This window comes from Bradyrhizobium sp. B025, assembly GCF_042257955.1.
GTDB lineage: Bacteria > Pseudomonadota > Alphaproteobacteria > Rhizobiales > Xanthobacteraceae > Bradyrhizobium > Bradyrhizobium diazoefficiens.
Map to the genome: position 1 here is coordinate 2,045,133 of NZ_CP170150.1, position 26,720 is coordinate 2,071,852.

General features: G+C 65.0%; 26 protein-coding genes and 1 tRNA gene. 10 read left to right on the forward strand and 17 right to left on the reverse strand.

Features of this window, described 5'->3' with window-relative positions:
- Positions 1–166 precede the first annotated feature (166 nt).
- Positions 167–1,855 (forward strand): methyl-accepting chemotaxis protein, encoded by a 1,689-nt coding sequence (locus tag ACE10W_RS09430; protein WP_304551217.1) that lies wholly within the window; start codon positions 167–169, stop codon positions 1,853–1,855.
- A 3-nt stretch (positions 1,856–1,858) separates the two neighbouring features.
- On the opposite strand, the gene ACE10W_RS09435 is transcribed toward ACE10W_RS09430, so the two are convergent.
- The 6 genes from ACE10W_RS09435 to ACE10W_RS09460 form a co-directional block, all read right to left on the reverse strand.
- The gene (locus ACE10W_RS09435) at positions 1,859–4,555 is read right to left on the reverse strand and encodes a DUF2339 domain-containing protein (RefSeq protein ID WP_304551219.1); all 2,697 of its coding nucleotides are present in this window, start codon (positions 4,553–4,555) and stop codon (positions 1,859–1,861) included.
- 50 nt (positions 4,556–4,605) lie between these two features.
- A complete protein-coding gene (locus ACE10W_RS09440; protein ID WP_028175624.1) occupies positions 4,606–5,574 on the reverse strand; it encodes an NAD regulator in 969 nt (322 codons plus the stop codon).
- 250 nt (positions 5,575–5,824) lie between these two features.
- On the reverse strand, positions 5,825–6,331 hold the full coding sequence (locus tag ACE10W_RS09445) for a tyrosine phosphatase family protein (protein WP_011085338.1): 507 nt from the start codon (positions 6,329–6,331) through the stop codon (positions 5,825–5,827).
- 141 nt (positions 6,332–6,472) lie between these two features.
- Complete coding sequence (locus ACE10W_RS09450; protein WP_011085339.1) at positions 6,473–7,087, reverse strand: YfbR-like 5'-deoxynucleotidase; 615 nt, start codon at positions 7,085–7,087, stop codon at positions 6,473–6,475.
- Positions 7,084–7,710, reverse strand: coding sequence for a DNA-3-methyladenine glycosylase I (locus ACE10W_RS09455; protein ID WP_011085340.1), 627 nt, complete (start codon positions 7,708–7,710; stop codon positions 7,084–7,086). The genes ACE10W_RS09450 and ACE10W_RS09455 overlap by 4 nt, the downstream gene beginning before the upstream one ends.
- Positions 7,707–8,588: a folate-binding protein YgfZ gene (locus ACE10W_RS09460; protein ID WP_028175625.1), complete on the reverse strand. Its 882-nt coding sequence runs from the start codon at positions 8,586–8,588 to the stop codon at positions 7,707–7,709. The genes ACE10W_RS09455 and ACE10W_RS09460 overlap by 4 nt, the downstream gene beginning before the upstream one ends.
- A gap of 101 nt (positions 8,589–8,689) precedes the next feature.
- Between ACE10W_RS09460 and ACE10W_RS09465 the strand changes: the two genes are divergently transcribed.
- From ACE10W_RS09465 to ACE10W_RS09485, 5 genes are all read left to right on the forward strand, one after another.
- On the forward strand, positions 8,690–10,024 hold the full coding sequence (locus ACE10W_RS09465; RefSeq protein WP_028175626.1) for a dihydroorotase: 1,335 nt from the start codon (positions 8,690–8,692) through the stop codon (positions 10,022–10,024).
- A 180-nt stretch (positions 10,025–10,204) separates the two neighbouring features.
- Entirely contained in the window at positions 10,205–11,074 is an 870-nt protein-coding gene (locus ACE10W_RS09470) for a sulfurtransferase (protein WP_304551222.1), read from the forward strand.
- Between the two features lie 81 nt (positions 11,075–11,155).
- On the forward strand, positions 11,156–11,860 hold the full coding sequence (locus ACE10W_RS09475; RefSeq protein WP_304551223.1) for an RNA polymerase sigma factor: 705 nt from the start codon (positions 11,156–11,158) through the stop codon (positions 11,858–11,860).
- A gap of 92 nt (positions 11,861–11,952) precedes the next feature.
- On the forward strand, positions 11,953–12,486 hold the full coding sequence (locus ACE10W_RS09480; RefSeq protein ID WP_060910880.1) for a DUF4142 domain-containing protein: 534 nt from the start codon (positions 11,953–11,955) through the stop codon (positions 12,484–12,486).
- A 10-nt stretch (positions 12,487–12,496) separates the two neighbouring features.
- Complete coding sequence (locus ACE10W_RS09485) at positions 12,497–12,817, forward strand: cupredoxin family copper-binding protein (protein WP_011085346.1); 321 nt, start codon at positions 12,497–12,499, stop codon at positions 12,815–12,817.
- A gap of 196 nt (positions 12,818–13,013) precedes the next feature.
- On the opposite strand, the gene ACE10W_RS09490 is transcribed toward ACE10W_RS09485, so the two are convergent.
- From ACE10W_RS09490 to ACE10W_RS09505, 4 genes are all read right to left on the reverse strand, one after another.
- Positions 13,014–13,280, reverse strand: a complete 267-nt coding sequence (locus ACE10W_RS09490) for a hypothetical protein (protein ID WP_008135624.1) — start codon at positions 13,278–13,280, stop codon at positions 13,014–13,016.
- Positions 13,281–13,465: 185 nt separating this feature from the next.
- On the reverse strand, positions 13,466–13,843 hold the full coding sequence (locus ACE10W_RS09495; protein ID WP_011085347.1) for a TIGR02301 family protein: 378 nt from the start codon (positions 13,841–13,843) through the stop codon (positions 13,466–13,468).
- A gap of 201 nt (positions 13,844–14,044) precedes the next feature.
- A complete protein-coding gene (locus ACE10W_RS09500) occupies positions 14,045–14,479 on the reverse strand; it encodes an NUDIX hydrolase (RefSeq protein WP_011085348.1) in 435 nt (144 codons plus the stop codon).
- A 3-nt stretch (positions 14,480–14,482) separates the two neighbouring features.
- Entirely contained in the window at positions 14,483–14,983 is a 501-nt protein-coding gene (locus ACE10W_RS09505; RefSeq protein ID WP_304551231.1) for a hypothetical protein, read from the reverse strand.
- A gap of 63 nt (positions 14,984–15,046) precedes the next feature.
- On the opposite strand from ACE10W_RS09505, the gene ACE10W_RS09510 reads away from it, so the two are divergent.
- On the forward strand, positions 15,047–15,811 hold the full coding sequence (locus ACE10W_RS09510) for an SOS response-associated peptidase (protein WP_304551233.1): 765 nt from the start codon (positions 15,047–15,049) through the stop codon (positions 15,809–15,811).
- 85 nt (positions 15,812–15,896) lie between these two features.
- Here the strand turns inward: ACE10W_RS09510 and ACE10W_RS09515 are convergent, their stop codons facing one another.
- From ACE10W_RS09515 to ACE10W_RS09540, 6 genes are all read right to left on the reverse strand, one after another.
- Positions 15,897–17,090: a CaiB/BaiF CoA-transferase family protein gene (locus ACE10W_RS09515; RefSeq protein ID WP_304551235.1), complete on the reverse strand. Its 1,194-nt coding sequence runs from the start codon at positions 17,088–17,090 to the stop codon at positions 15,897–15,899.
- A 36-nt stretch (positions 17,091–17,126) separates the two neighbouring features.
- Positions 17,127–18,056, reverse strand: coding sequence for a glycine reductase (locus ACE10W_RS09520; protein WP_304551237.1), 930 nt, complete (start codon positions 18,054–18,056; stop codon positions 17,127–17,129).
- Between the two features lie 287 nt (positions 18,057–18,343).
- Entirely contained in the window at positions 18,344–18,925 is a 582-nt protein-coding gene (locus ACE10W_RS09525; protein WP_161536050.1) for an NUDIX domain-containing protein, read from the reverse strand.
- A 16-nt stretch (positions 18,926–18,941) separates the two neighbouring features.
- Positions 18,942–19,382, reverse strand: a complete 441-nt coding sequence (locus ACE10W_RS09530; RefSeq protein ID WP_304551238.1) for a GNAT family acetyltransferase — start codon at positions 19,380–19,382, stop codon at positions 18,942–18,944.
- Positions 19,379–20,806 carry an FAD-binding oxidoreductase gene (locus tag ACE10W_RS09535; protein WP_304551239.1) on the reverse strand — a complete coding sequence of 476 codons (1,428 nt, stop codon included), beginning with the start codon at positions 20,804–20,806 and terminating at the stop codon, positions 19,379–19,381. Before ACE10W_RS09535 ends, ACE10W_RS09530 begins: the two co-directional genes overlap by 4 nt.
- Before the next feature lie 76 nt (positions 20,807–20,882).
- Entirely contained in the window at positions 20,883–21,872 is a 990-nt protein-coding gene (locus ACE10W_RS09540; RefSeq protein ID WP_011085356.1) for an L-threonylcarbamoyladenylate synthase, read from the reverse strand.
- A gap of 68 nt (positions 21,873–21,940) precedes the next feature.
- On the opposite strand from ACE10W_RS09540, the gene ACE10W_RS09545 reads away from it, so the two are divergent.
- Positions 21,941–22,017, forward strand: a tRNA-Pro gene (locus ACE10W_RS09545).
- A 63-nt stretch (positions 22,018–22,080) separates the two neighbouring features.
- On the opposite strand, the gene ACE10W_RS09550 is transcribed toward ACE10W_RS09545, so the two are convergent.
- Positions 22,081–23,289: a site-specific integrase gene (locus ACE10W_RS09550; RefSeq protein ID WP_304551240.1), complete on the reverse strand. Its 1,209-nt coding sequence runs from the start codon at positions 23,287–23,289 to the stop codon at positions 22,081–22,083.
- 910 nt (positions 23,290–24,199) lie between these two features.
- Between ACE10W_RS09550 and ACE10W_RS09555 the strand changes: the two genes are divergently transcribed.
- Entirely contained in the window at positions 24,200–24,892 is a 693-nt protein-coding gene (locus tag ACE10W_RS09555) for a helix-turn-helix transcriptional regulator (RefSeq protein WP_304551241.1), read from the forward strand.
- A gap of 102 nt (positions 24,893–24,994) precedes the next feature.
- Positions 24,995–25,801: a hypothetical protein gene (locus ACE10W_RS09560; RefSeq protein ID WP_375762594.1), complete on the forward strand. Its 807-nt coding sequence runs from the start codon at positions 24,995–24,997 to the stop codon at positions 25,799–25,801.
- Positions 25,802–26,720 lie beyond the last annotated feature (919 nt).

Sequence of the window (26,720 nt, forward strand, 5' to 3'; positions counted from 1 at the left end):
GTAATTTTACGTAGGTTCCTGTTAACGCCTGTTTGCGATTATAGGCGCAATCTCACGGGATAAGAACCAGCCAGCATCGATGAATTGACTTCCGCCCTGTCGTCCGTCGCGACGATTGCGGCGCAGGTGATTCACGCGTTGCCGGGTATCATCGGGATTTGTCGTGATGTCGAAGTTGTCGATCGTCTTCAAACTTCTGGCCGTGTTGTCGGTCCTCGTGCTGTCACTCGCCGGCGTCGGCGTGACCGCGATCGGCACCATGCAGAACATCAATGCGCATACGGTCGAGATCGCGGAGAGCTGGCTGCCGAGCGTGCGCGCGCTCGGTTCGCTTCGCGCCGACATCAATGAGCTGCGCGTCGCGCTCCGTCTGCATCTGATGCAGGACAGCGCGGAAGGCAAGGATGCGGCCGAGAAGCGCCTCGCCTCGCTGCAGGGGCGCATCGACCAGACGCGCAAGGTCTACGAGCCGCTGATCACGACCGCCGAGGAGCGCTCGCTCTACGGGCAATGGACCAAGGCGTGGGCCGAGTATCTGAACGGCGTGCAGGACGTGATGGCGCTGTCGCGCAAGAGCGTCGGTCGTTTCCCGACCGAGGCCAACGAGCTGTTGCAGACCAAGGTCGCCAAGATGGCCCAGGCGGCCGATCCGTTGCTCCAGAAGGGCATCGAGCTCAACAACCGGGGTGCAGAGCTGGAGACCAAGCAGGCGGCCGACAGCTACGCCATGATCTTCCGCGTGCTGGTCGGCAGCATCGTGTTCTCGGTCGTGATTGCGATCGCCGCCGCCTATTATCTCGTGCGCGACGTTTCGCGTGGTATTGCCTCGATCATCCGTCCGATGCAGTCGCTCGGCGAGGGCGACCTTTCGGCCGAGGTGCCGCATCGCGGCGAGAAGACCGAGATCGGCTCGATGGCGGATGCGCTCCAGATCTTCAAGGAAGCGCTGATCGCCAAGAAGGCTGCCGACGAGGCCGCCGCCGCCGACGCCGAAGCCAAGATCGAGCGCGGCCGCCGTGTCGATGCCATTACCCGCAAGTTCGAAGCCATGATCGGCGAAGTCGTCGGCACCGTCTCCTCGGCCTCGACCGAGCTCGAGGCGTCGGCGTCGACGTTGACCAGCACCGCGCGGCGTGGGCAGGAGCTCGCGACCGTCGTGGCGGCAGCCTCCGAGGAAGCCTCCACCAACGTCCAGGCCGTGGCCTCCGCCTCGGAGGAGCTGTCGTCCTCGATCACCGAGATCAGCCGCCGCGTGCAGGATTCGGCGCGGATGGCGGCGGAAGCCGTCGAGCAGGCGGCGCGGACCAACGAGCGCGTCAACGCGCTGTCGCAGGCCGCCTCCCGCATCGGCGACGTCGTCGAGCTCATCAACACGATCGCAGGCCAGACCAATTTGCTGGCGCTGAACGCGACCATCGAGGCGGCGCGCGCCGGCGAGGCCGGCCGCGGCTTTGCGGTCGTCGCCTCCGAGGTCAAGGCCTTGGCCGAGCAGACCGCGAAGGCGACCGGCGAGATCGGGGCCCAGGTTTCGGGGATCCAGGCGGCAACGCAGGAATCCGTCAGCGCCATCCAGGAGATCGGCGGCACCATCGAGCGGCTGTCCGAAGTGTCCGCGGCGATCGCCGCGGCCGTCGAGGAGCAGGGCGCCGCCACGCAGGAGATCTCGCGCAACGTCCAGCAGGCCTCGGTCGGCACGCAGGAGGTCTCGGCGAACATCACCGACGTGCAGCGCGGTGCGATCGAGACCGGCGAGGCCTCGACCGAAGTGCTGTCGGCGGCGAAATCGCTGGCGACCGACAGCACGCGCCTCAAGGTCGAGGTCGCGCAGTTCCTGGATTCGGTCCGCGCGGCCTGATCTTCAGCTTCCCGTCTGTGGAGCCGGCGGCGGAGCCTGTCGCCGGAACAGGATGCGCTGGTAGAGCCATCCGATCGCGACCAGCACGACGCCGAGGCACATGAACGACAGCGCGCGGTAAACGCCTGTCAGCGTCGACATGTCGATCACGAAGGCCTTCAGGATCGTCAGCGCGATGACGGCGGCGGACGCAAGCCGCGCGCGCTCCGAGTTGACGAGGATGCCGACGCCGAGCAGCACCACGCCGAAGGCGAGCCAGCCGATCGAGTAGGTGTATTGCTCGGCCCCCGTCGTCTCGCCGCTGGACAGGATCGGGCCGTGATAGAAGCGGCGGATCTCCAGCGTGACATAGGCGAGCGCGAACACGAGCGCGCCGCCAGCGATGGTGTTTGCATAGGCCTTGCCACGCTCGCCGACCACCGCATAAGACAGCAGCAGCATCAGCACCGCCGGCAGCGCGTAGCCGAGCAGCAGCAGGTTGAACACGGCGCCGCCGACGTCGATATGCCACAGCAGCGGGTTCTCCAGGATCAGTAGGCCGAACACGCTGATGAGCCCGCCGATGGCCGTGAGCACCACCGCGCCGACATTGTGCACGATACTGCGGCTGCGCAGCCTCAGCCGTTCCAGCCCGATCGCCATGGCGAACGCGACGCAGACTTGCAGCGCGCATTCGAGCAGCGACGGCGCAGACGTCATCTGGCCTCCAGTCGCAAAGTGCCGGATCTCCATGAAGGCGAGCAGCGCGGTGAACAGGATCGCGGCGGCTTCCACCACGCGCAGCGGCGCGTCGTCAGCGCGGCGGCGCAGGAAGATGCTCGCGCCCCAGAACGAGGCCGCCGGCAGGCCGTAGCCCCATAGCAGCCAATTGAAGATCGGCGTCGTGCCGACGGCATCGCCGACGATGCGCGGATCATAGACGATGCGCGCGGTGACGATCGCGGCGAAAATGGCCGCGAGCCGGCGCAGGACCGGGATCGGGCGCTGCAGCGAGATCCAGGCGGTGCCGAGCGACATCAGCGCCAGTGCAATCGTGAGCCAGCCCTTCTCGAGCGCGAAGGTCAGCGCCAGCGCCAGCGCGCCGAGCGTGCCGGTCGCGAACAGCGCGACGGAGGTCGCCGCCCCCGGCCGATCTTCGCGGCGCGCAAGCGCTTCGGTGGCGGCGCCAAAGGCGGCGGCAAGCAGCACCGCGAGGATCGCGAACGGGATCGAGCGATCCAGATGGGCAATGCGCGCATAAAGCGCAACGAGGATCGCAATTGGCGTGGCGACACCCGCCGCCGACCACACCACCGGAATGATCGCCGAGTTCGAGCGGCCCTGCGCGAAAAAGCCGGCCATGCCGAAGCCGGCGGCGAAGATCGCAGCCATCACCAGATGCAGCGTCACAGAGCTGTCGGTCGCGACCGGTCCGATGCCGGGCAAGGGGCCGCCGGGCAGCACCAGCATGTCGGGATTGGCGCGCACCGCCCACTCGGCGAACACGATGAAGACGGTCGCCGCGGCCGCGCCCAGCGCGCCGGTCGCTGCCGGCGCGCGCCAGGCGACGAACAGCGTCGCACCGACGAGAAGCGTGAAGGCGATCAGCGCCAGATCCGCATGCGCGCTCGACAGCACGATCAGCATCGCGCCGAACAGATAGGCGCCGAGCGAGCTCGACGACACCGGCTCGATTTCGCCGTCCTCGATGCTGGGCCCGAACATGAAGCCGCAGACGACGAGCAGCGCAGCCAGCACGAATCCCGCGATCGCATGGAAGGCGTGCGGCGCGACCTGCACGTCACTGGTGTCCAGACCCGGGAAGATCCAGAGCACAGCGAAGGCGATCGTGGTCACCGCAAGCCAGCGCCACAGCCGGATGCGGGCAAGGCCGAAGCTCGCGGCGGTGACGATCGCAAGATAGACGTAGAGCGCCGGCTTGCCGCTGGAGACGAGGAGCGGGGTCACGAACGCGCCGACCACGCCGAGGCCGGCGAGCGCGGGCCCGTGCAGCAGGGCGGCGGCAAGCGTGCCGAGTGCGACGAGGCCGAGCAGCACGAAGGCGGTCGCAGGCACGAGGAAGCCATAGAGCGCGTAGGCGGCATAGATGGTCGCGAACGCGACGGCCGTGCCGGCCGCGGTGAGGATCGCGGGAATATTGGCGATCGGCAGCGCCGCGATGTTGGAGATGCTCTCCTTGCGCCGCGACCATTCGCCGGCGCCGAGCAGCGCGGCTGCGAACAGGCCGCCGAGGAACACGCGCACGCCGGGGCCGACGAGGCCGGCCTCGATCGAATAGCGCACCATGAAGAAGCCGCCGAGCGCGAGCGCAAGGCCGCCGATCCACACCACCCAGCGCGTGCCGAGACGCTCCTCGAAGCCAGGCTCTCTCATATCAAGCGCCGGCAGCGGAGGCGGTGCATCGGCTCCGGTGCCCGCTTCGAGCGGTGGCGGCGCAGCCACTTCGGTGACGAGCGGCGGCGGCGCCTCGGCCTCGGGCGCGAGCGGCGGTGGCTCGGCCGGAGTTGTCGCGGGCGCTTCAGCCTGCACCGGTGCGGGCATCAGCGGCGGCGGCTGCACCCGCCGTTGCGCGTAAACCATCTCTTCGAGCGAGCTCAGCCGGCGGCGCAGCTCGGCCGCCTGGTTGGAGGCCTTGATCGCGATCAGGAAGGCGATGATCGCAATGATCAGCGCAAAGACGTCAAACGGGCCGTCGAACATGAAGCCTCCAGGCAACCGGCGGGCAGGGGCCGATCGCGCAAATGTCGTATCTAGCGCCGGGAGCGCATGCGCAAGCCCGGCGCGGGCCGCTCCTGGAGCACGTCGCGGCGGAAGCGGTAGAGCGCCGCCGGCCGTCCGCCAGTCTGTGTCGACATCACGCCGGTCGGTTCGACCAGGGCTTCCGTTTCGACCAGGCGGCGGAAATTCTGCTTGTGCAGGTGCCGGCCGGAGATCGCCTCCACCGTATGCTGCAATTCGGTGAGTGTGAACTCGGCGGGCAAAAGTTCAAAGACCACAGGACGATACTTCAGTTTTGCGCGCAGCCGCGCGATCGCGGTGGCGAGGATCCGGCGATGATCGAACCGCATGGAGGTGCCGAGTGCGGGAAGCGCCTTGCGTGCTAATGCCGCAGGTCGGCCGTCGCGCCGCGCCTCCTCGATCAGCCCGGCCTCATAGAGCAGCTCGTAGCGGTCGAGCACGCGCTCCTCGTCCCAGGGCGCGCCATCGAGACCGAAATAGAACCGCACGCGGTCCCTGCGCGGCAATGCGCGCGTCGTCTCCGGCGTCTCCTGTTCCGCCCATGTCGTCAGCGCCGGGATGATGTCGCGGGCGATGATCGCCGGCGGCTCCTCGCGCCAGTCCTCCCAGGGGAGAAAGCGATACCACGGCTCGAAGCTCGCCCCGGTTGCTGCGAGTTCGCCGTCGACGGCGCGGGTGAGTGCGAGATATCCGATCGACACCATATGCGCGCCGGTGTCGCCGGCCTCCGCATGACGGCCGCGATCGCCGAACGTATAGAGCTGCTCGACATAGCCGAGCCGCAAGCCCGCCTGCTCCTCGACCCAGGCGCGCAGGCCGATCTCGAAGGTCCGATGGCTCAGCGCATCGAACGGGCCGAACGGCAGGCCCGCCAGGCCGTCGCTGCCGCGCGCGGTGAGGATCAGCGGTTCATGGTCCTCGATCGCGACGATCGCGGCGGTCAGGCCGATCTCGATCGGCGTCAGCAGCGTCTCGCTCATGCGGCTGAGATCGTTGGAGTTGCGAGAAAGATATGCCGTTTGGTTGAGTCGGTCTCTCCGCGGGCTCGCCGCACCTCCCCCGCTTGCGGGGGAGGTCGCCTCGCTCGAAGAGCGAGGCGGGTGAGGGCTCTCTCCCCACGGGGAGCGCTCATTGCGGAAGCACCCCCACCCCAACCCTCCCCCGCAAGCGGGAGAGGGGGCGCAGTCCCGTTGCCGCAGCAGTGCGAGCGCATCCCATGGAGTGCTCGCCTCATTCGAGCTCGATCACGAAGGGGCGGCCCTCGACCATCATCGCGCCCGGGCCCATCTCGTCGAGCGCGCGCAGCATGCGGCCCTCGCGTCCCAGCGCGCGGTCGGCGAGGCCGACGATGCGCCGGTTCGGCGATGCGATCGGCGAGGCCGCGCGGATCTTCTTCGCGATCTCGATCTCGTCGCGATGCGGATTGAGGGCGCATGCCGCGGCGAAGGCGCTCGCGGTGGAGCGGCTGATGCCGGCGTAGCAATGCACCACCAGCGGCGCGCTGCGTTCCCAGCGGCGCACGAAGTTCAGCACCTGGTCGATATGGGCCTCCGACGGCGCGACAAAACCGTCCATCTCCTCGGTGATGTCGTCCATAGACACCTTGAGATGGTTGGCCGGCAGCACCGACACCGGCCGCGCCACCTGCTCGACATTGGCCATCACGGTCAGCACGTGGCTGGCCCCGGTGAGGCGGACGGTTTCGGGAAGCGCGGCGAGGGAACAGACGTGGATCATGGCGGACCTTTTCGTTGATTATAGCCGCGGCTGTAGGGTGGGCAAAGGCGCATCGCGCCGTGCCCACCATTTCGCAACTGCGCTCATCTCGCCTTGTTTGGTGGGCACGTTTCGCTTTGCCCACCCTACGAAGGGATGATGCTACGCAAACACCGCGCCAAACCGCTCCAGGAACTGCTTCTCGGCCCGCGCCGCCGTCCAGGGCGTGAGATAGTCGCGCCGGACGCTGTCGGGCAGGCCGGGATCCTTGCCGAACAGGCGCCTCGCCTCGGCATCGCTGAAGCCGGCAAGCTCGGTCGCTTCCAGATAAGCCGCGCCGCGATCGGCGGCCTTGATGGCCAGCGTGATCTCGTCGGGCAGCACCGGCGGCAGGCCGAAGCGGATGTGGATGGCGCCGAGCAGGCGCTTCTCGACCGCCTTGTAGTGGCCGTCGAGCACGGCCTTGAACGGCGAGATCATGTCGCCGATCACGTATTCGGGCGCGTCGTGCAGCAGGGCTGCGAGCCGCACGCGCTGGTCCACGCGCGGCGTTTCGTGCCGCATCACGGTCTCCACCAGCAGCGTGTGCTGCGCGACCGAGAAGATGTGCGCGCCTGTCGTCTGCCCGTTCCAGCGCGCCACGCGCGCCAGCCCATGCGCGATGTCGGCGATCTCGATGTCGAGCGGAGAGGGATCGAGCAGATCGAGCCGCCGGCCCGACAGCATGCGCTGCCAGGCGCGGGACTCCGCGCCGCGTGCCGACTTCTTCGCGCTCATTTGACCTTGAGGCGCGGCTTGCGCTGCGTCTTGCCGCAGCTTGCGTGACAATGGCAGTCGACGAGATGGTCGTTGACCATGCCGGTCGCCTGCATGAAGGCGTAGACGATGGTCGGGCCGACGAACTTGAAGCCGCGCGAGGACAGCTCCTTGGAGATCTGCACCGACAGCGGCGTGGAGGCCGGCACGCTCGCCGTGGTCTTGAAGTTGTTGACCTTGGGCCTTCCGTCCATGAAGTCCCACAGCAGCTTCGAGAAGCCCGGCCCCTTCTCCATGATGTCCAGATAGGACTTCGCACTCAGGATCGCGCCGTCGATCTTGGCGCGGTTGCGCACGATGCCGGCATCGTTCATCAGCGCGTGCACCTTCTTGGCATTGTAGCGCGCGATCTTCTCCGGCTGGAAATCGTCGAAGGCCTTGCGGAAATTGTCGCGCTTGCGCAAAATCGTGATCCAGGACAGGCCCGCCTGGAAGCCATCGAGGATCAGCTTCTCGTACAGTGCGCGGTCGTCATATTCAGGCACGCCCCACTCGGTGTCGTGATAGGCGACATAGAGCGGATCTTCGCCGGGCCAGGGGCAGCGGGTCAGGCCGTCGGGATGCAGGCGAGGGGCGCGGCTCATGCGGTGGGCTGCTTGGCTGGAATGCGTACGACTTCAGGTTCGGCGAGCGTCAAGGCAAGTCCGCCGGCCGTGAGCGGCTGGCCGGCATCGAGCGCGTCGGCGACGCGGTCGATGCGCACCAGCGCGATGCCCTTGCCGTCGGCAGAAGAGCCAATGGTGCCGACCGGCTTGTCGCCGGCGAGAATGGCAGCACCAATCTCGGGCGAGGGTCCATCGAGCAGCACCTTGACGCTGCGGGTGCGCGCGGTGCCGCGATGCTGCATGCGCGAGACGACCTCCTGGCCGACATAGCAACCCTTGTCGAAATCGACGCCGGCGAGGCGGTCCATATTGGTCTCGTGCGGGAACGCATCGCTGTACATGAAGTCGAGCCCGCCGCGCGGCACGCCAAGCGCGATGCGATGTGCCTCATAGGCGGCCGCGTCGACCAGCTCGGCGCCGATGAGGTCGGACAGCTTCTGCTTGAGATCCTCGGGGATCAGGATGCGGTAGCCGAGCCCGTCATGGCGCGGATCGGCGAAGGCAAGGTCCGGCTGGGCCGCGAGCGCGCCGTCCCAGGCGGCGAGCACGCCGAGATCGTCGGAGAGGTTTTCCACGGTGACCTTGGCGCGCAGCTTGTAGAATTTCAGCTTGGTCGCGAGGCCCTCGGCCAGCGCTTTGGGGCAGTCGATCAGGAACCCGCCGCCATGGCCGGCCGGCACCTCCGTGATCAGGAAATCGACGATGATCTTGCCCTGCGGCGTCAGCAGCGCGCCGAATCGCCCCAGGCCCGGCTTCAGCCTGTCGAGGTCGGTCGTGACGAGGCCGTTGAGGAAGTTGCGCGCATCCTCGCCCGCGACCTTGACCACGCCCCGGTCGGGAAGAAACGCTGATTTCATGAGAAAATCTCTTGCGACATGTTGCTCCGGAACGTAAGCCCGCAGCGCATAAACGACAAGACCTCGAGCCCTGCGCTTGGGGATGAGAGGGGCCTTCAGCCATGACCCAGCGTTTCGATGTGATCCTCAGGGGCGGCACTGTCGTCAACCAGGACGGCGAAGGCCTGCGCGACATCGGCATTGCGGGCGGCCGCATCGCCGAGATCGGCGCGCTGTCGCAAGCCTCCGCCGCCGAGGTGATCGACTGCAAGGGCCTGCACATCCTGCCCGGCGTGATGGACACGCAGGTGCATTTTCGCGAGCCCGGGCTGGAGCAGAAGGAAGACCTCGAGACCGGCTCGCGCAGCGCCGTGATGGGCGGCGTCACCGCCGTGTTCGAGATGCCGAACACGTCGCCCTTGACCGTGACCGAGGCCAGCTTCACCGACAAGGTGAAGCGCGCCCATCATCGTATGCACTGCGACTTCGCCTTCTTCATCGGCGGCACCCGCGAGAACGTGCAGGACCTGCCGGTGCTGGAGCGCGCGCCCGGCTGCGCGGGCGTCAAAGTGTTCATCGGCTCCTCGACCGGCGCGCTGCTGGTGGAGGACGACGAGAGCCTGCGCCGCATCTTCCAGGTGATCCGCCGCCGCGCCGCGTTCCACGCCGAGGACGAATACCGCCTCAACGAGCGCAAGCCGCTGCGCATCGAGGGCGATCCGCGCTCGCATCCGGTCTGGCGCGACGAGACCGCGGCGCTGATGGCGACGCAGCGCCTGGTCAAGCTCGCGCATGAGACGGGCAAGCGCATCCACGTGCTGCACATCTCGACCAAGGAAGAGATCGAGTTCTTGCGCGACCACAAGGACGTCGCATCCTGCGAGGCGACGCCGCATCATCTCACGCTGGTCGCGCCTGAATGCTACGAGCGGCTCGGCACGCTGGCGCAGATGAACCCGCCGGTGCGCGGGGCCGATCACCGCGCCGGCATCTGGCGCGGCATCGAGCAGGGCATCATCGACGTGCTCGGCTCCGATCACGCCCCGCATACGCTGGAAGAAAAGCAGAAGACCTATCCCGCTTCGCCCTCGGGCATGACAGGCGTGCAGACGCTGGTGCCGCTCATGCTCGATCACGTCAACGCCGGCCGCCTGTCGCTGGCGCGGTTTGTCGATCTCACCAGCGCCGGCCCCGCGCGCCTCTACAACATGGCCTGCAAGGGCCGCATCGCGGCCGGTTACGACGCCGATTTCACCGTCGTCGACTTGAAGCGCAGCGAAACCATCACCAACAAATGGGTGGCATCCAAGGCCGGCTGGACCCCTTACGACGGCGTTCGCGTCACGGGTTGGCCCGTCGGCACCTTCATCCGCGGCCGCCGCGTGATGTGGCAGGGCGAGCTGGTGACGCCATCGCAAGGCGAGCCGGTGCGGTTTCTGGAGACGCTGAAGGCGTAGGGCTTGGCGTGCCGTGGCACGGTGCGTGCCTCAGACTCGGTGTCGTCCTGGCGAAAGCCAGGACCCATAACCCCGACCGGATATTGTTGCGAAGACTGGTGGCCAGATCTGCCCGCAGCCATATAGTGCTGTGGTAATGGGTCCTGGCTTTCGCCAGGACGACGTTGGAGAGGTCATCGCATGCCCCAACCGGCACCCCTCATCTCCACCGAGCAGCTCGCCGCCATCCTCGGCGATCCCGCCTTACGCCTCTACGACTGCACGACCTATAACGAACCGGTGCCGCCAGGCAGCGACTTGCCGTATCGTGCCGTTCCCGGCGACAAGACCTTCGCGGCGCGCCACATCCCCGGCGCCGATTTCCTCGATCTTCAGGGCGAGTTCTCCGACGCCTCCGCGCAGCAGTTCTTCATGATGCCCGGTGTGGCCCAGCTCGAAGCTGCCTTCGGCCGCCACGGCCTCGATGCGTCCAAGACCATCGTGCTCTACAGCATCGGCACGATGATGTGGGCGACGCGGTTCTGGTGGATGCTGCGCTCGCTCGGCGTCGACGCGCTTGTGCTCGACGGCGGTTTCGACAAATGGAAGGAAGAGGGGCGACCGGTCGAGACCGGCACACCGCAGGGCTACCCCGCCACGACCTTCAAGGCCACACCGCGCGCGGGCTTCTTCGTCGACAAGAATGTCGTGAAGGCGCGGATCGGCGATCCCGCGACCGTGATCGTCAATGCGCTCGGGCCGCAGTTTCATCGCGGCCCCGAGCCGAGCCGCTACGGCCGGCCCGGCCGAGTTCCAGGCAGCGTCAACGTTCCCGCCGCAACGCTCACTAATGCGGACAAGACGCTGACGAGCCTTGCAGATGCCGAAGCGAAATTCGCCGCCCAGGGCGTTACGCGTGACAAGAGCGTGATCTGTTATTGCGGCGGTGGCATCTCGGCGACGATCGACCTGTTGCTGCTGACGCAGCTCGGCTTCGACAAGCTGACGCTTTACGACGCCTCGATGGGCGAATGGGCGAGGGATCCGTCGCTGCCGATCGAGACCGACTAGGGGAAGGTAAGAAAGTTGGGAACCTTTCCCTTGGGCCAGCATCCAATGTCTGGAACCAATGGAGACAAGCAGGTGACCGCAATGCAACGGACCGCAGCCGGCCTGTCCGCCGGAGCCAAGACTTCAGAATTCAGGACCTCGGAGGCGGAACTGGTCGATCGTGCGCGAGGCCGCGACGAGTCCGCGCTCCGCGAGATCATGCAGGCCAACAACCGCAGGCTCTACCGCCTCGCGCGCGGCATTCTGCGCAGCGACAGCGAAGCCGAAGATGTGGTGCAGGAAACCTATGTCCGCGCCTTTACCCATCTCGATGGCTTTCGCGGGGAATCCGGGTTGTCGACCTGGCTGTCGCGCATCGCCATCAACGAAGCGCTCGGCCGGGCGCGAAGTGCCAGGCCCCATGTCGAGCTCGGCTCGGTGCCCGAAGCCGCGATCGAGGCGCAGATCATCAAATTTCCCGTCTCACCCGCAGGCGATCCGGAAAGGACCATGGCCCAACGTGAAATCCAGCGCGTCGTCGAACGCGCAATCGACGAGTTGCCGGATGTCTTCCGCATGGTCTTCGTCGCACGCGTCATGGAGGGCATGAACATCGAGGAGACCGCCGATCTGCTCGGCGTGAAGCCCGAAACCGTGAAGACGCGGTTGCACCGCGCCCGCACCATGCTGCGTGAGAACGTCGAGAAGGAGATCGGTCCGGTGATGATGGATGCGTTCCCGTTCGCGGGCTGGCGCTGCGAGCGCCTGACCGTGGCGGTGCTGAAGCGGCTCGGCGTCGGCGGCTGAAGTTTTTCGGGAACGTTTGCGCGAAATTCCCATCCAACACCTGTGAAGCAACGGCCGGCGGACCCCGTCCGGCAGCACAGGAGTGTCAAACCATGTTCATTCGACGGAGCGCGGCTGTTGCCGCAGCAATCTTGTTGTCGAGCCCCGCGCTGCTGCAAGGCGCCGGCGCAGCCGACAAGCCGACCGATCCGCAGATCGCCCATATCGCCTATACCGCTGGCGTGATCGACATCAACGCCGCCAAGCAGGCGCAGAAGAAGGCGCAGAACAAGGACGTCAAGGCGTTTGCCGAGGACATGCTGCGCGACCACGAGGCCGTCAACAAGCAGGCGCTCGCGCTGGTCAAGAAGCTGAACGTCACGCCCGAGGACAATGACACCAGCAAGGCGCTGTCGAAGCAGGCGAGTGACAAGCTGGCTGAGTTCGACAAGCTGAGCGGCGCGGCCTTCGACAAGGCCTATGTCGCCAACGAGGTCGCCTACCACAAGGCGGTCAATGGTGCGCTGGAGACCCAGCTGATTCCGTCGGCGAACAATGCCGAGCTGAAGAGCCTGTTGCAGACCGGCCTGAAGATATTCCAGGGCCATCAGCAGCACGCCGAGCACGTCGCGGCCGAGCTGAAATAGGGAGCGTGGGATGAAGCCGGGACGCCTCGCTTCGATCGCGCTTGCGATCATCTTCCTGCCGATGGCCGTCCCGGCGCACGCGGCGACCATCGAGATCACGATGGAGAATCTCGTGATCTCACCGACTGAGGTGTCGGCGAAGGTCGGGGACACCATCAGGTGGGTCAACAAGGACGTCTTCGCCCACACCGCCACCGCGAAGAACGGCGATTTCGACGTGACGTTGCAGCCCGAGAAATCGGCGACGTTCGTTCTGAAGAAGGCGGGAGCGGTCGACTATTACTGCCGCTATCATCCCAACATGAAAGCGACGCTCAAGGTCGAGCCGTGAGGGAGGAGGGAGTGCATCCCCAATCGTGGCGGGAATATCTCCCGGTCATCGCGAGACTAATGCTTGTCCGGGGGAGCGGGCTTCCGTGCGATAAACGCAGCAGACTTCGCGAACCTGTTCACCAGATCCCGTTCGCCAAGTCATTCATCCGTCAACTGGCCCCGCCCACGTGGCGGGGTCATTTTCGAAAAGGCGTTTACTGCCGGGAGATGTCGACGGAGAATTCGCCGTTGCGGATCCGGCCGGGAAAGCCCTCGACGAACTTCGCTACCGCGTCCTCGCCATAGGTGCCGACGAGCTCGGCAAAGGCCGCAAACAGGCTCGCCTGCGCCAGGCAGTCGCCGTCGACGCCGTCATGGCGCGCCTCGGCCCAGGCCTCGTTGAGATAGCTCAATGCGGCCTGTTTCTGCTCGTGGTCGGGCAGCGGCGCGCGGGCGGGGGCGTAGGAAATCGGCTGGCTCATGAAACTCGATCAGGGCTGGGGCGCGATCCACGGCGATGCGCTGTGCGAGTGGTGTAGCACGCGTATTAACGCCCGCTAGGCCACATCTTTAAGAACGGTTAATGGCTGTGAACAAAGACGATGACAGGGTTCCCGTCGCCGTCATTCCGGGCTCGCACTACGCGCGCCCCGGAATGACGGCGAGATCAGTTCGCGTAGCGCGCCGTGAGATCGCGCGAGATCTTCGAGCCTTCCTCGATGTAGCGGCGGATCGCCACGGTGGCGGCCGGCGTGCAGCTCCGGTAGGTCTGCTGGAAGCCGTTATAGCCGCGGTTGAAGCCGGCGATCATGCGGGTGCGGCGCTCTCCGGAGGGGGTTTCGGCATCGATCAGCGCCTGCATCTCGCTGCGCCATTTGTTGCCCTCGTTGGACCCGCAAATGCCGCGCAGATAGTGCAGGCCGCCGAGGATCTCCGCCAGCCGCTGCAAATCGGCGTCAAACGGCGCCGCCACGTCCTGGGCCCTCGTGGGCACCGAGGCGCAGGCGAGGATCAGGGCAAAAATGGCCAGAAATCGCGTCGACATCGGCGGGGTGTATGCCCCCTCAGGGCGGCGGGCGCAAGGCGGGCTGCGCGAGCGGTGTGCTCCCTCCCCCGCTTGCGGGGGAGGGTTGGGGAGAGGGTGCCTCCGCTAGCGAGAACCCCCCAGAGGAGAAAGCCCTCACCCGCGCCTTCGGCGCGACCTCTCCCGCAAGCGGGAGAGGTATAGCGGCGCCCGCGGCTCGGCCTATGCCTCAATCAAGCGCGCGGCGGATTGAATGACCTCCTCCAGCCCCCCGGTCAGCTTGATGTCGCCGAGGCTCGCCAGGGCATCGGGGGCGATCCAGCGGTAGTCGTCGAGCTCGTCGTTCAAAACCGGCTCCCGGGCCGCCCAGCGGGCGGCAAAGGACATGATCAGGTAGTGGCCGGCGCCGGCCGTGGCCGGCAGCACCTCGCGCCAGCCGGCAAGGCCAATGATCTCGATGGCGAGCCCGGTCTCCTCGTCCACCTCGCGCACCAGGGCCTGGTGCAGCGATTCGCCGAACTCGACCCGGCCGCCGGGCAGCGAATAGAACCCCTTGGCGGGCGATCGGGCGCGGCGGGTCAGAAGCACCTTGCCATCACGAAAAATCGCGGCGCTGACCGCAATCTGGGGATGGGTGGGCTGGACGACCGCAGACACGGCTCAGTTTGCCATGATGGTGTCGACGTCGGCTTCCGCCCCGCCATTGATGATGCCGCCGCAGGCAGCGATCAGCGGCTTGACCCAGAGGGTGGCCTGCTCGGCCAGGCGGACGCGGGTGGTGTCCTTCTCGACCTCGCGCATGGCCGAGCCGACCGCGGTCAGGATCGAGGTCATCGTGTCGGTGAGGTGGTCGAACTGGGCGCGCACGTTGGGATCGGCCTTCTCATAGGCTTCAATGGCGAGGTCGCGTGCCTTGAAGTTCGACGCCGTGAAATGCTCGGCATAGGACAGCGGCGACCAGGTCCGAAAGTCTTCGGCGCATTCCGGCATGTCCGGGACCATTTCGAGCAGCATCACGGCTTCATTGAAATGGTTGAGATAGTCGGTGGCAAGCCCGGTCCGCGGGTTGATGTTGGCCACGCGCAGCCGTTCGGCCCAGGCCGCTGCCTCGGGGCCCGTCTGTACATGCGTCCGCGCGGGTTGGGAGGCCATTGAGCTCATTCGCCGCAGTGTTAACGTTCGGGGTTAAAAGGACCTGAACGGACCCTATATAGACGCCCAAGGATGTGTGGACGCTTCGTCATAACTTCGGCCCCCGCGGCTTTGCGGCAACTGTTCGGCTATGTCGAGCAGCCGAATTTCCCGCCCCGGTACAATGTCGCCCCGACGCAACCGATTCCGGTCGTGCTGGTCGAGAACGGCGCGCGCCATTTCCGCCTGATGCGCTGGGGTCTGCTGCCGGGCTGGGTCAAGGATCCCAAAGGCTTTACGCTCCTGATCAACGCCCGCTCGGAGACGGTGCTGGAGAAGCCCGCCTTCAAACGCGCGATTCGCCGGCGGCGCGGCCTGATCCCGGCCGACGGGTACTACGAATGGAAGGCGGTGGATGGCCGCAAGCAGCCGTTCTTCATCCATCGGGCCGACGGCGCGCCGCTCGGCTTTGCCGCGGTGTTCGAGACCTGGGCCGGGCCGAACGGCGAGGAGCTCGACACGGTCGCGATCGTCACGGCGGCGGCGGGCGAGGACCTCGCCGCGCTGCATGACCGCGTGCCCGTGACCATCAGCCCGCGTGATTTCGAGCGCTGGCTCGACGTTCGCGGCGACGAGGTTGACGCGATCCTGCCGCTGATGATCGCCCCGCGCATCGGCGAATTCGCCTGGCACCCGGTCTCCACTCGCGTCAATCGCGTCGCCAATGACGACGAGCAACTGCTCTTGCCGATCAGCGCGGAGGAGATGGAGGCGGAGCTGGAGGCGTCGAAGCCGAAGAAGGTCGCGCGGAAGGCGGCGGCCGCGTCATCCGATGACGGGCAGGGGTCGTTGTTTTAGCCAAGCTGGCGCCATTCACTCGGTTGTCGTCCCGGATCTGCGCTGACGCTTGTCCGGGACGACAGCGGAGTTTCTTGCTGGAGAGTCACACAATCTCCCGCGCCCGCAACGCCGCGATCTCCGCCGCATCGAAGCCCAGCTCCTCGAGCACCGCGTCGGTATCCGCGCCCAGCTCCGGCGCCATCCGGTCCAGCTTGCCGCCGCCATGCGCGAGCCTGAATCCGCTGCCGGCAAAACGCAGGCGGCCATAGGGCGTGTCCAGCTCCTGGATCGCACCGCGTGCCTGCACTTGCGGATGATCGATCACTTCCTCGACCTTCCAGATGCTGGCGCAGGGCGCGCCGGCGTCTTCGAGAATTGTCTCCCACTCGCGCGCCGGCTTTTTCGCGAGCGCCTCTTCGATGATGGCGCGCAGGGCCGGCTCGTTCTCGTTGCGCGCGAACCAGTCGGCGAAGCGCGGATCGGACAGCGTGTCCTCGCGGCCGAGCGCGCCCATCAGCGCGCGGTACTGTTTCTCGTTGTTGACGGCGAGCAGGATGTGGCCGTCGCCGCATTTGAACAGGTTCGCCGTGGTCCGGCGGCTCACCGCCTGGTTGCCCGAGAGCTGCTGGCGATGGCCGGCGACCGACCAGTCCGCGATCTGCCCCGAGAGAAACGCCAGCGTCGCTTCCAGCATCGAGACGTCGATGAGCTGCCCCTTGCCGGTGCGGTCGCGCTGGTACAGCGCGCTCGATACGCCGAACGCGGCCGTGGCGCCCGAGAGCACGTCGCAGACCGCAAAGCCCGCGCGCGTCGGCCCCGTTTCAGGGTGGCCGGTGATCGCCATGATGCCTGATAGCGCCTGCATCTTGCCGTCATAGCCGGGCCGCAAGCGGTCCGGGCCGGTCTGGCCGAAGCCCGAGACGGCGCAATAGATCAGCTTTGGATTGATCGCGGACAGCGCCTCATAGCCGATGCCGAGTTTGTCCATCACGCCCGGCCGGAAATTCTCCATGACGACGTCGACCTGGGCGGCAAGCTTCTTCACGATGGCGATTGCATCGGGCTTTTGCAAATCGAGCGTCAGGCTGCGCTTGTTGCCGTTGATGGCCTGGAACGCCGGCGCTAGCCCGCGCTCGGCCCATTCGCGGCTGAGCGGCGTGCGGCGCATGTCCTCGCCCTCGCGCCGCTCGACCTTGATGACGTCGGCCCCCAGCAGCGCGAGCTGGTAGCTCGCATAGGGGCCGGCCAGCACTTGCGTGAAATCCAGGATCTTCACGCCCTCGAACGGTCGCGTCACGTCGCTCTCCCTTTTTGTTTTGATTGCCGGAGGACGTCAGGCGGCGCGGTTGCCGCGCGCGATCTCCTTCTGCTTGTCGAATTCGGCGCGGCGGCGCGCCAGCTCTTCAGGCGGGAGCTGCGCGACATTGTTGTAGTCGAGCTTCCAGGAGGCGTCCTCGCTCCAGCGCAGCGGCGACTGCATCGTGGTCTGCGGACCGCTCGCGGTCTCGAGCAGCCTGAGTGCGAGCTCGAGCGTCTGCGCCTGCGAGGTGACGTCGTGCGGCTTGCCGGCGGAATTGCCGAGCGGGAAGTCGGAGAACAGGAAGCGCGGCACGGCGGCGTGCTCGATGATGTCCTTGGCGCAGCCCATGATCACGGTCGGAATGCCGTTCCGCTCCAGATGCCGCGCCACCAGCGCGGTGGTCTGGTGGCACACCGGGCAGTTCGGCACCAGCACCGCGACATCGACCTTGTCGGCAAGGCAGCGCGCCAGAATCTCCGGCGCGTCGGTGTCGAGCGTGACGCGATGGCTGCGGTTGGTCGGCGCGCCGAAGAAGCGCGGGGCCACTTCACCGATCCGGCCCGCGGCGGACGCCTTCAACAGCTGCGGCAGCGGAAACCAGGTGCCGCTGTCGGTCGCCGAGGTGTGCTTGCGGTCGTAGCCGATGTGCGAGATGCGCAAATCGTGCGCTTTCGACGTGTCGCCGTCATAGACCTGGTAGAATTTGGCGCTGCCATTATACGCCGCGCCCGGCCCCTGGTCGCCCTTGGCGGGATCGTACGGCGCAGCCGTGGTGATGATGGTGACGCGCGATTGTGAAAGCGGTTTCTTCAGCGGCTGGAACGGCGCCTCGACATGATGTGCCCAGCGGTACGGCGTGGTGTAGCCGATCGCCGCGTAATAGTCGCGGGTGCGCTGCATGTAGGGGACGGGGGAGTCGTAGTCGGGCGCAAAGCCGAATTCGTCGTCGCGCGAAGCGGACATGGGCGCGTCTCCTGGTTCTTGTTGAGAGCCAGACTAGAGATAGTCGGCTGTGAGCTCAACAGGGGGAGGGGCGGCGCAGGCCAGAATTGCTTGCATAGGAGAGCCGCTTGCGCCGTCTCCCCTCTCCCCTTGTGGGAGAGGGTGGCTCGCCGCGATAGCGGCGAGACGGGTGAGGGGTTCTCTCCGCGAGTCCAACTCTCATTCGAATTTGCGGAGGCAAACCCCTCATCCGGCGCTTCGCGCCACCTTCTCCCACAAGGGGAGAAGGGAAGAAGACGGCTCGCGAATTATCTAAAGACATGCAGCGCCGCATATTGCAGCAGCATGATCGCCTTGGCGTCGATGATCCGTCCGTCGGCGATCATCGCCAGCGCTTCGTCGATGCCAAGCTCCAGCACCTCGATGTCCTCGCCCTCGTGCTCGAGGCCCCCGCCGTCGCTGACGCGCATCTCCGGTTCGTATTCGGCGACGAAGAAGTGCAGCTTCTCGGTCACCGCGCCCGGGCTCATGAAAGCCTCGAACACCTTGTGGACGTGGTGCAGGCGATAGCCGGTTTCCTCCTCGGCCTCGGCGCGGATGCGCACCTCGGGAGAGGCATCGTCCAGCACGCCGGCGGCGGCCTCGATCAGGAGATCGTCGTAGCCGCGGATGAACACCGGCAGGCGGAACTGGCGCACCAGGATCACGGTGCGCCGCGCGCGATTGTAGGGCAGCACGGCGGCGGCGTTGTCGCGCTCATAGGTTTCCCGGTGCTGCGTCTGCCACTCGCCGTTGGCGCGCCGGTACTCGAACGTCGTGCTCTTCAGGGGAGTCCAGTTGTCCGAGAGCACGCGAACGTCCTTGATGCGGACGCGGTCGGAAATGGTCATGGCTGTTTTCCGGGAGCTAGGGAGTCGAAGCGCGGCCGTCGAGCCACTTCTGGAACATCAACGAGGTGGATTCCTCGAAGCCCAGCGACTGGTAGAACGCGTTGGCCTGCGCGTTCTCGCGGCGGACCAGGAGCTGGAGCTTGGCGATGCCGGCCTGGCGCAGCCAGTCCTCGGCCGCCGCCATGACCGCCCGGCCAAAACCGCGCTTGCGGCCATCGGGGTCGACGGCGACGTAATAGACCCAGCCGCGGTGACCGTCATGGCCGACCATCACGGTGGCGATGATCGCGCCGGCCTCACGGCCGACCAGCACGGTCGAGTTGTCGCGCCGCCGCGCCAGCGCGATGTCGGCATGCGGGTCGTTCCAGGGCCGCGTCAGGCCACAGCGCTGCCACAGCGCGACGACCGGCTCGACGTCGGCGTCGCTGATCGCATCGATCGTAAGTGAGACGCTCACAGCACCTTCCCCGGATTCATGATGCCGAGCGGGTCGAGCATCGCCTTGATGGCACGCATCAGCTCGATCGCGGTCTTGTCCTTCACCTCGGGCAGCTCGTCGCGCTTGAGCACGCCGATGCCGTGCTCGGCCGAGATCGAGCCGCCCATGCGCAGCACGATCTCGAACACCACCGCGTTCATCTCGTGCCAGCGCGCCAGGTAGTCCGCGGTGTTGGCGCCGATCGGCTGACTGATATTGTAGTGCAGGTTGCCGTCGCCGAGATGGCCGAACGGCACCGGCCGCGCGCCGGGGATCAGCTTCACCACGGCGGCATTGGCTTCGTCGATGAAGGCGGGCACGGCGGCGACGGGCACCGAGATGTCGTGCTTGATCGAGCCGCCCTCCGGCTTCTGCGCCGACGACATCTCCTCCCGCAGCTTCCAGAAGCCGTTGCGCTGGCTGAGGTTGGCCGCGATCACGGCGTCGTCGACGATCTCCTCCTCCATCGCGCGGGTCAGGATCGTTTCCAGCGGCGTGCGGGCATCGTCGCCCGGCGAAGACAATTCCATCAGCACGTACCAGGGATGCTTCTCTGCAAGCGGATCGCGCACGTCGATGCCGTGGCGGACCGAGAAGTCGACCGCCATCTCCGACAGCAGCTCGAAGCTCGTCAGCGCATTGGCGGCTTCGCCCTGCGCGATCGTCAGCAGCTTGAGCGCCGCGGCCGGCGACTTCAGCCCGACGAAGGCGGTCTCGACCGCCCGCGGCTTCGGAAACAGCTTCAGCGTCGCCGCCGTGATGATGCCGAGCGTGCCTTCCGCACCGATGAAGAGGTTGTGCAGATTGTAGCCGGTGTTGTCCTTCTTCAGCTTCGACAGCACGTTGAGCACGCGCCCGTCCGCGAGCACGACCTCCAGCCCCAGCGCCATCTCGCGCGCGACGCCATAGGCGAGCGCGGCGGTGCCGCCGGCATTGGTCGAGAGATTGCCGCCGATGGTGCAGCTTCCTTCCGCGCCGAGCGAGAGCGGAAACAGTCGGTCCACGTCGGATGCCTTCTGCTGCGCGATCTGCAGCACCACGCCGGCCTCGCAAGTCATGGTGTTGGAGGCGGTATCGACCTCGCGGATCTTGTCCAGCCGACGCAGCGACACCACGACCTCGCCATTGTGCGGGGTCTGGCCGCCGACGAGCCCGGTGTTGCCGCCCTGCGGCACCAGCGCGATTTTGTGCGCGGAGGCGAGCTTGCAGATTTCGGAGACTTCAGCGGTCGAGCCCGGACGCAGCACCAGCGGCGAGCGGCCGTGGAACAGATTGCGCTCCTCGGTGACATAGGCCTCGATGTCGGCCGCATCCGTGATCGCGTGGCGCTCGCCGACGATCTTGCGGAATTGCTCGATCAGCTCGGGCGCAAGCGGAGGAGTGGCAGGCTTGTTGATGTTCATTGTCTCGTCTCTACTTCGCTTATCTCTCGCACATGATCTTATCGGAAAACCGCTTCACACTTTTCCGGATCATGCGCTATCTCGCCACCGCAGCCCGGCGCAGCCGGTCATTGATCGCTTCGCCCAGATCGTCTTCGGGAATCGTCATCACCGCGATCGCCCGTGGCCCCTTCGCATCGAGGGCGCGAAGATAGCCGAACAGGTTGGCGGCGGCTTCATCGAGATCAGCGGTGGGCGACAAATTCATGACGGCCGCTGCGGCGTCAAGGCCGGGCAGGCGTGAAGGCCCGAACGCCAGCAGCGCCTCGCCCGGCGCCACCTCGCGCGCATTGAGCCGCACATTGGCGCGCGGCGCGTAATGCGAGGCCAGCATGCCCGGCGCCAGCGGCTGGCTGTCGTCGCTCCCGGCCTCGGCCGGCGGCCGCGCCAGGGCTGCGCCGAGCACGGCCTCGATCCGCTCGCGCGACAGTCCGCCGGGCCGGAGCAGCATCGGCGCGTTGAGGCAGCCGACAATGGTGGATTCGACGCCAACCGCGACCGGCCCGCCGTCGACGATCAGGTCGATTCGCCCGGAAAGGTCGCTCTCGACATGGGCGGCCAGCGTCGGCGAGACGTGGCCGGAGATATTGGCGGACGGCGCCACCACGGCCCCGCCAAAGGCGCGCAGGATCGCCTGCGCCACCGGGTGGGCGGGAATCCGGATCGCGACGGTGTCGAGGCCCGCGGTGGCGAGATCCGCCACCGGGCAGCCGTCCGTCTTCGGCACCACCAGCGTCAGCGGCCCCGGCCAGAACGCCTCCGCCAGCTTCAAGGCGCGCGCGTCGAACCGGCCAATGGCCTGCGCGGCGGTAATGTCGGCGACATGGGCGATCAGCGGATTGAAGGCCGGCCGCCCCTTGGCGGCATAGAGATGGGCGATCGCGGTGGCATTGGCGGCGTCCGCGCCGAGCCCGTAGACCGTCTCGGTCGCAAACGCGACCAGCCCCCCGGCGGCCAGCGTCCGGGCGGCGGCCCTGGCGGCGGCATCGCCAGCCGGTAAAATCAGCGTTTCAAGACCCGTTTTCACAGGGATAAAATTCCTCAACTCGGCCGCTTGCGGTGCGCCAAACCCGACGCTATAAGCCGGCCTCTTGTCGGAGTGTGGCTCAGCCCGGTAGAGCACTGCGTTCGGGACGCAGGGGTCGCAGGTTCGAATCCTGCCACTCCGACCAAGACTTTCAGATACTTAGCGTTTTGCACTTTTTTCAAGCCCAAGAAATAGCCCAAGATTGATATCAGACCACGGCTTTTTTCATGGGCCGCTTGGCCGTGATACCCCGTACTGCGTCCGCCAGATGGTCCGGATGGTGATGGCCATATACCCGCTCCAACACCTCGACCGTCATGCCCAGATAGCCGGCCGCCGTCCATAAATCGACGCCCTGGTGCATCAACCACGTCGCCGCCGTGTGGCGGAGCGTGTGGGGGGTCACGTTTTCGACGGTGATATCGATTTTGGCGAGCTTGACGACCGTCTTGAAAGCCTTTTTGACGGACAGAACGGGTTTGCCGTTGTATTCGACAAAATGCTCCTTGGCGATGCCCAGGCGATCCCAGCGGCGCATGTGTGCTAGGAGGCGAGGAGGGATAGGTGCGGGGGGCTGGCGCTTGTTCGTCGTCTTCTTGCCGATCGCCTTTCGATAGTACATGCCACGCTCCAGATCGACGTGCGACTTGCCGATGGATCGCAGTTTGGACGCCGACGCAATCGCTCCGGCTCGGGTTCCAGTGTAACACCCGATCAGGAGGAAGCGGGCGACGTGTCGAAGTGGTCGGCGGTCGGTGACGACTTTCTTACCCTTGTCCGGTCCGACGTGGATCGTCTGGACCTCGCGATACCGCCAAGCGCTCCAGATCATTTGAGCTGCCTCGCTCCGTGTGAGCCATCGTTCACGAGCTTCCCCTTTCTCCGGAAGCCAGACACTGACCTTTCCGTAGTGAAGGTTTTCAGCCCCGTGATGGTTGATGGCCGCCCTCAACATCTCCAGATCACGGCGTGCGCCGCCGGGGCCGCCGCCTTTCTTTTGGCGGTGCTTGACGTAGCCCTTAGACTCTCGCGTGTTGATGTCGGTCAGGACCTTGCCGCCCCAATATTCATTGAGGCGGCCAATCGCTTGCACTAAGTGGCGCTCCTGGGCTGTAAGCTCGCTTTCCGTCTTCTCTGGGTCGACATGGTCGTCGAGGTAGATCGAAAGAACGTCAGCGATCGGAATGTCGTCGATCTCTCGCGCCTTCCGCTCAGGCCTCACCTGTTTGATTAGGTAGTCCGAGAAGAATTTGACTGCTTCCGCTGGAGCCTTTGACTGATCCGGAGTTGCAGCAACTCCTGTGGAGATTTCCTTGCTTCCGTCGAGCACAACCCAGACTGAATTTCGCACGATTGCCCCGTTCTTTCGGCGCGCAGCGCGCTTATAGAGGCGTGGCCCTTTACTGGTACGCGACATAACTTCCTCATTTCCTCTATATCGTTGAGCGTGACGTAGTGTTTGTTTGCGATGACCTCATAGGCGAGCCGGCCACGAGCAATCTCACGACGCAGTCCGGCCACCTTCATTGATCCATCTGGGAACGCGAGCTTGGCTGCTGCTTCCAATCTCAAGGGCGTCGTCGGCCCTATGATGCCGATGTCGGAGGAGAAGGGGGGCACCAAAACAGGTCCATCGTTGTCCTAAGTAGATGTGGAGCGTTGCGCTCCACATCTTTCGGAATCAGTGATTTCTACCGGACCATTTCGCGATCGAAGTGCCGCAGCCCATACCCGCTCTTTGTCTCCGAGCGATCGCCGTCCATGTGTAAGGAGGCGGGCGGGGGGGTAACGATGCCAGCTGCCACTAGGTTCTCCAGTGCCTCTCCTGCCCGGCGCGAGTTGAGCCCAGCCGATCGTACGATCTGCTCGATAGACATGTTTGAGACGCCGTCTGCGAGCGCGAAAAAGCACAAGGTGGACGCAACCCGCACTTCATCGAGGTTCGTGTCCGGATGGTCCCAAACCTCGCCGATCAGCTTTCCGATCGCGTAGCTCGCTGCGCTCAGATTCGCTTGCGCGAGGCGCCCTTCGCATTCTGCGGAGGGCGTCTCTCGATCAGTGGGGTGTTGCGGCTGGTTAGATTGCAGTTGGTTCAACAAATGAGTGCCTCTTCTATTCTGGGTGGCGACTGCCAACCTCTCATTTGCTTTATAACGATATACTGCAAAAAATGCAAGCGCATCGAGTGTTGTCGTTTGGCTCGAATTCGGCGATGAGGCAGCTGATCGGATAATCCTAGCGTGTCGAGGATTTGCATTTATTTGCATGACTTGCATTATATTTGCATTCGTGTTAAAGGCGAATGCTTCTCAGGGAGAACTATCGGAATGGTGCGTGGTCGCCGAAAATCGGGTCGATCGAAAGAGGCTGCTATCGAGTGGATCAGGCTTCTTATGCGGAAGAGGGATTGGAGCGGCTCGGATCTCGCCCGCAAGGCAGGCATCTCGCCGTCAACGATCCTTCGGGCTCTCAACCAGTCAGACTATGAATACGTCTTTTCACAGAGAACGCTGGAGAAGATCGCTCGCGGGGCAGGAGAGCCGTTGCCCGTCCACTTAAGGGACGACGCAACCGAGGTCGATCAGCTTAGCGGGAGTCATCCCACCAAATGGGGGTGGCAATCATCGTCTCATCCCTACCGGCTTATCGAAGTGCGGAGCGTATCTGCTCTGCCAGTCAGCTCTCATTCTAGGGTGAAGGTGTCAAAGGCTGAAGTCGTGCCGGCACCGTTTCGTTTGGAAGACGATAACACCGCGTTTGCGTTTCGAAATCCGGATGAGGCGCTGGGGCTGTGGTTCCGGCCGCGTGCGCTGATGTTTGCAACGAAGGCCCGTGATCCGAGCGGCGGAGACCTCGTGATGCTGACGGGAAAAGACGGTCGGACAAGAGTCCGGCTGCTGATGGGGATCAATGAGGGCGGCCTAAGCTTGTCGAAGTCCATGCCGGCCAAGGAGGATGAAACGATGGCGTTCGATGAAATCGGAGATATTGCGGTGATCGTGGAGGTCATAACCGACTGAGAAATCAATACGTGCAGGTCGAAACAAACTTCTAACAACAAGCTCAAGCGTTGACCGGCGCCAGAGCCTGAAACCAAGACGCTGAGGATCAGTAGGTCGAAAATGCTACGCGACGAGAGCAAAGATAACTCTAAGCCGACTCCCATCGAGTCACCGGATGGAATCCGAATCCTGATTTCGACCGGCAATAAGATGAAATTTCGGAACGCAATCCATGCGGATCGCGAGCTACCCGAGTTGATGAAGTCCATCCTCTACTTTCTGGTCGACAAGACAAACGAGGGGTATGGTGACGACCCGCGGCGGTTCGGTTGGGCTTATCCATTGCCCAGCACCATCGCCAAAAACTGCGGTTGCTCAGAGCGGGCGGTTTGGGACAACTTAGTTGCACTTGAAGACGGCGTGACCAAAAGTGGAGTGATCATCCCGGAGCGGTGGCGCATTCGGGTGAACCGCCACGGACAAGAGAAACGCAAGGGCGGCGGGCGCAATAAGCGCAGCTGGTACTTTCTCAATGCATGGCACGAGTTCGGTGCCGTGGATGAGCCTGCTGGCTATAAGAGGTCTGGCAAGCTTCACCATGTGTCTGGTGCTTACGGAGCATTTTCATTCCTGGACGAGGCCGATGGAAATTTTGTGTCGACCACGGATGGGATGTCCCGAAGGCAACAGTTCATTTCGCTCGCCAACTTGCATCACGAAATCTTCGGCCCGGTTGACCAGAGCGTTCTAGACCAGGCGTGGATGGCCTTCGAGAGCGGAATCAACTTTACGATCGCGGCGGTAAACATCTCCGGCAATGAGGAGCGAGCCTGGAGCACCTCGCTAGTCGAATGCTTGACCAAGAGGTTGTTTGATATCGAAGAAGAACCTGAAGGTACGAAACAGGAGGGTCATGTGCCGTCCTGAGTCGCTGCCGGTGTCGCTACCAACGGCACCGGCATGTTTGACGGTTCATCAAAACACTGAACGGCGCAGGAAAACTCTGAACGATCGGAAAACACTGAAGCCCATGCACTCAAACACTGAATGCCGTGCGCCTAAACACTGAACTCCATGCACCCAAACACTGAACGCCGTTCAGTCGACTCTCTTCACACCCTCTTTCTTGACCCCCTTAGAAACGCACATAAACACCGCGCCTCCGGCGGATCGCGGATACGCTGACTGACGGGGCCCGAGATTCGACGTCGGTATCCGTCCGCGCCATTTCAAGTTCGTCACATAACTGCCCCATACCCTGGGCCGATGACGTTCGAGACCGAGGACGCCCGCGGCAAGATCTTCCGCCTGCACAGCATCGCCGTGAACGGCAACGACGTCTCGTCGTGGGATATGCGGATCATCACCAGCGAATAGCATCAAGGTCGAGCGCTACTGAGCCGATCGGATTGCCGCATGAGCGGCGAGGCCTTCGCCCTATAGATTCCAGTCGCGACGTCGCGGCCGGCGTCGCGGATTGCCGGTTCTTTTGCCGGCCGTCCCAGTGTTCGGCTGTCCCACACACCTGGGGACTGGGACACTGGGACATTTCCCAGGGGCTAGACCGGCCTGAGCAGCAGGACGCCGACCAGCACCACCAGCTCCGCCACCAGGAAGCAGACGGCGCCGAGAGCCCCCTCAAAACGGATGCTGAACGGGTTCAGGGAAAAGTGAACCATGGTTTTGTGCCTCTCAATGCGCCGAGATCCACGGGGCCACGGACCCGGCCGCGCCAGGCACTCCTCATTTTCACCGGATCGCAGCAAGCCGCGAAAAAAAAGCGACGAGGGCTTCGCCCTGGATCAGATTGTCGCATGGTGGGCAAGCGCTCCGCGCTGGTACTCAA

What these genes read in the sequence shown, in the direction of transcription:
- ACE10W_RS09430 (WP_304551217.1), top strand. Translation starts at nt 167, where the DNA reads ATGTCGAAGTTGTCGATCGTCTTCAAACTTCTGGCCGTGTTGTCGGTC.
- ACE10W_RS09435 (WP_304551219.1), bottom strand. Translation starts at nt 4,555, where the DNA reads ATGTTCGACGGCCCGTTTGACGTCTTTGCGCTGATCATTGCGATCATC.
- ACE10W_RS09440 (WP_028175624.1), bottom strand. Translation starts at nt 5,574, where the DNA reads ATGAGCGAGACGCTGCTGACGCCGATCGAGATCGGCCTGACCGCCGCG.
- ACE10W_RS09445 (WP_011085338.1), bottom strand. Translation starts at nt 6,331, where the DNA reads ATGATCCACGTCTGTTCCCTCGCCGCGCTTCCCGAAACCGTCCGCCTC.
- ACE10W_RS09450 (WP_011085339.1), bottom strand. Translation starts at nt 7,087, where the DNA reads ATGAGCGCGAAGAAGTCGGCACGCGGCGCGGAGTCCCGCGCCTGGCAG.
- ACE10W_RS09455 (WP_011085340.1), bottom strand. Translation starts at nt 7,710, where the DNA reads ATGAGCCGCGCCCCTCGCCTGCATCCCGACGGCCTGACCCGCTGCCCC.
- ACE10W_RS09460 (WP_028175625.1), bottom strand. Translation starts at nt 8,588, where the DNA reads ATGAAATCAGCGTTTCTTCCCGACCGGGGCGTGGTCAAGGTCGCGGGC.
- ACE10W_RS09465 (WP_028175626.1), top strand. Translation starts at nt 8,690, where the DNA reads ATGACCCAGCGTTTCGATGTGATCCTCAGGGGCGGCACTGTCGTCAAC.
- ACE10W_RS09470 (WP_304551222.1), top strand. Translation starts at nt 10,205, where the DNA reads ATGCCCCAACCGGCACCCCTCATCTCCACCGAGCAGCTCGCCGCCATC.
- ACE10W_RS09475 (WP_304551223.1), top strand. Translation starts at nt 11,156, where the DNA reads ATGCAACGGACCGCAGCCGGCCTGTCCGCCGGAGCCAAGACTTCAGAA.
- ACE10W_RS09480 (WP_060910880.1), top strand. Translation starts at nt 11,953, where the DNA reads ATGTTCATTCGACGGAGCGCGGCTGTTGCCGCAGCAATCTTGTTGTCG.
- ACE10W_RS09485 (WP_011085346.1), top strand. Translation starts at nt 12,497, where the DNA reads ATGAAGCCGGGACGCCTCGCTTCGATCGCGCTTGCGATCATCTTCCTG.
- ACE10W_RS09490 (WP_008135624.1), bottom strand. Translation starts at nt 13,280, where the DNA reads ATGAGCCAGCCGATTTCCTACGCCCCCGCCCGCGCGCCGCTGCCCGAC.
- ACE10W_RS09495 (WP_011085347.1), bottom strand. Translation starts at nt 13,843, where the DNA reads ATGTCGACGCGATTTCTGGCCATTTTTGCCCTGATCCTCGCCTGCGCC.
- ACE10W_RS09505 (WP_304551231.1), bottom strand. Translation starts at nt 14,983, where the DNA reads ATGAGCTCAATGGCCTCCCAACCCGCGCGGACGCATGTACAGACGGGC.
- ACE10W_RS09510 (WP_304551233.1), top strand. Translation starts at nt 15,047, where the DNA reads ATGTGTGGACGCTTCGTCATAACTTCGGCCCCCGCGGCTTTGCGGCAA.
- ACE10W_RS09520 (WP_304551237.1), bottom strand. Translation starts at nt 18,056, where the DNA reads ATGTCCGCTTCGCGCGACGACGAATTCGGCTTTGCGCCCGACTACGAC.
- ACE10W_RS09525 (WP_161536050.1), bottom strand. Translation starts at nt 18,925, where the DNA reads ATGACCATTTCCGACCGCGTCCGCATCAAGGACGTTCGCGTGCTCTCG.
- ACE10W_RS09535 (WP_304551239.1), bottom strand. Translation starts at nt 20,806, where the DNA reads ATGAACATCAACAAGCCTGCCACTCCTCCGCTTGCGCCCGAGCTGATC.
- ACE10W_RS09550 (WP_304551240.1), bottom strand. Translation starts at nt 23,289, where the DNA reads ATGTCGCGTACCAGTAAAGGGCCACGCCTCTATAAGCGCGCTGCGCGC.
- ACE10W_RS09555 (WP_304551241.1), top strand. Translation starts at nt 24,200, where the DNA reads ATGGTGCGTGGTCGCCGAAAATCGGGTCGATCGAAAGAGGCTGCTATC.
- ACE10W_RS09560 (WP_375762594.1), top strand. Translation starts at nt 24,995, where the DNA reads ATGCTACGCGACGAGAGCAAAGATAACTCTAAGCCGACTCCCATCGAG.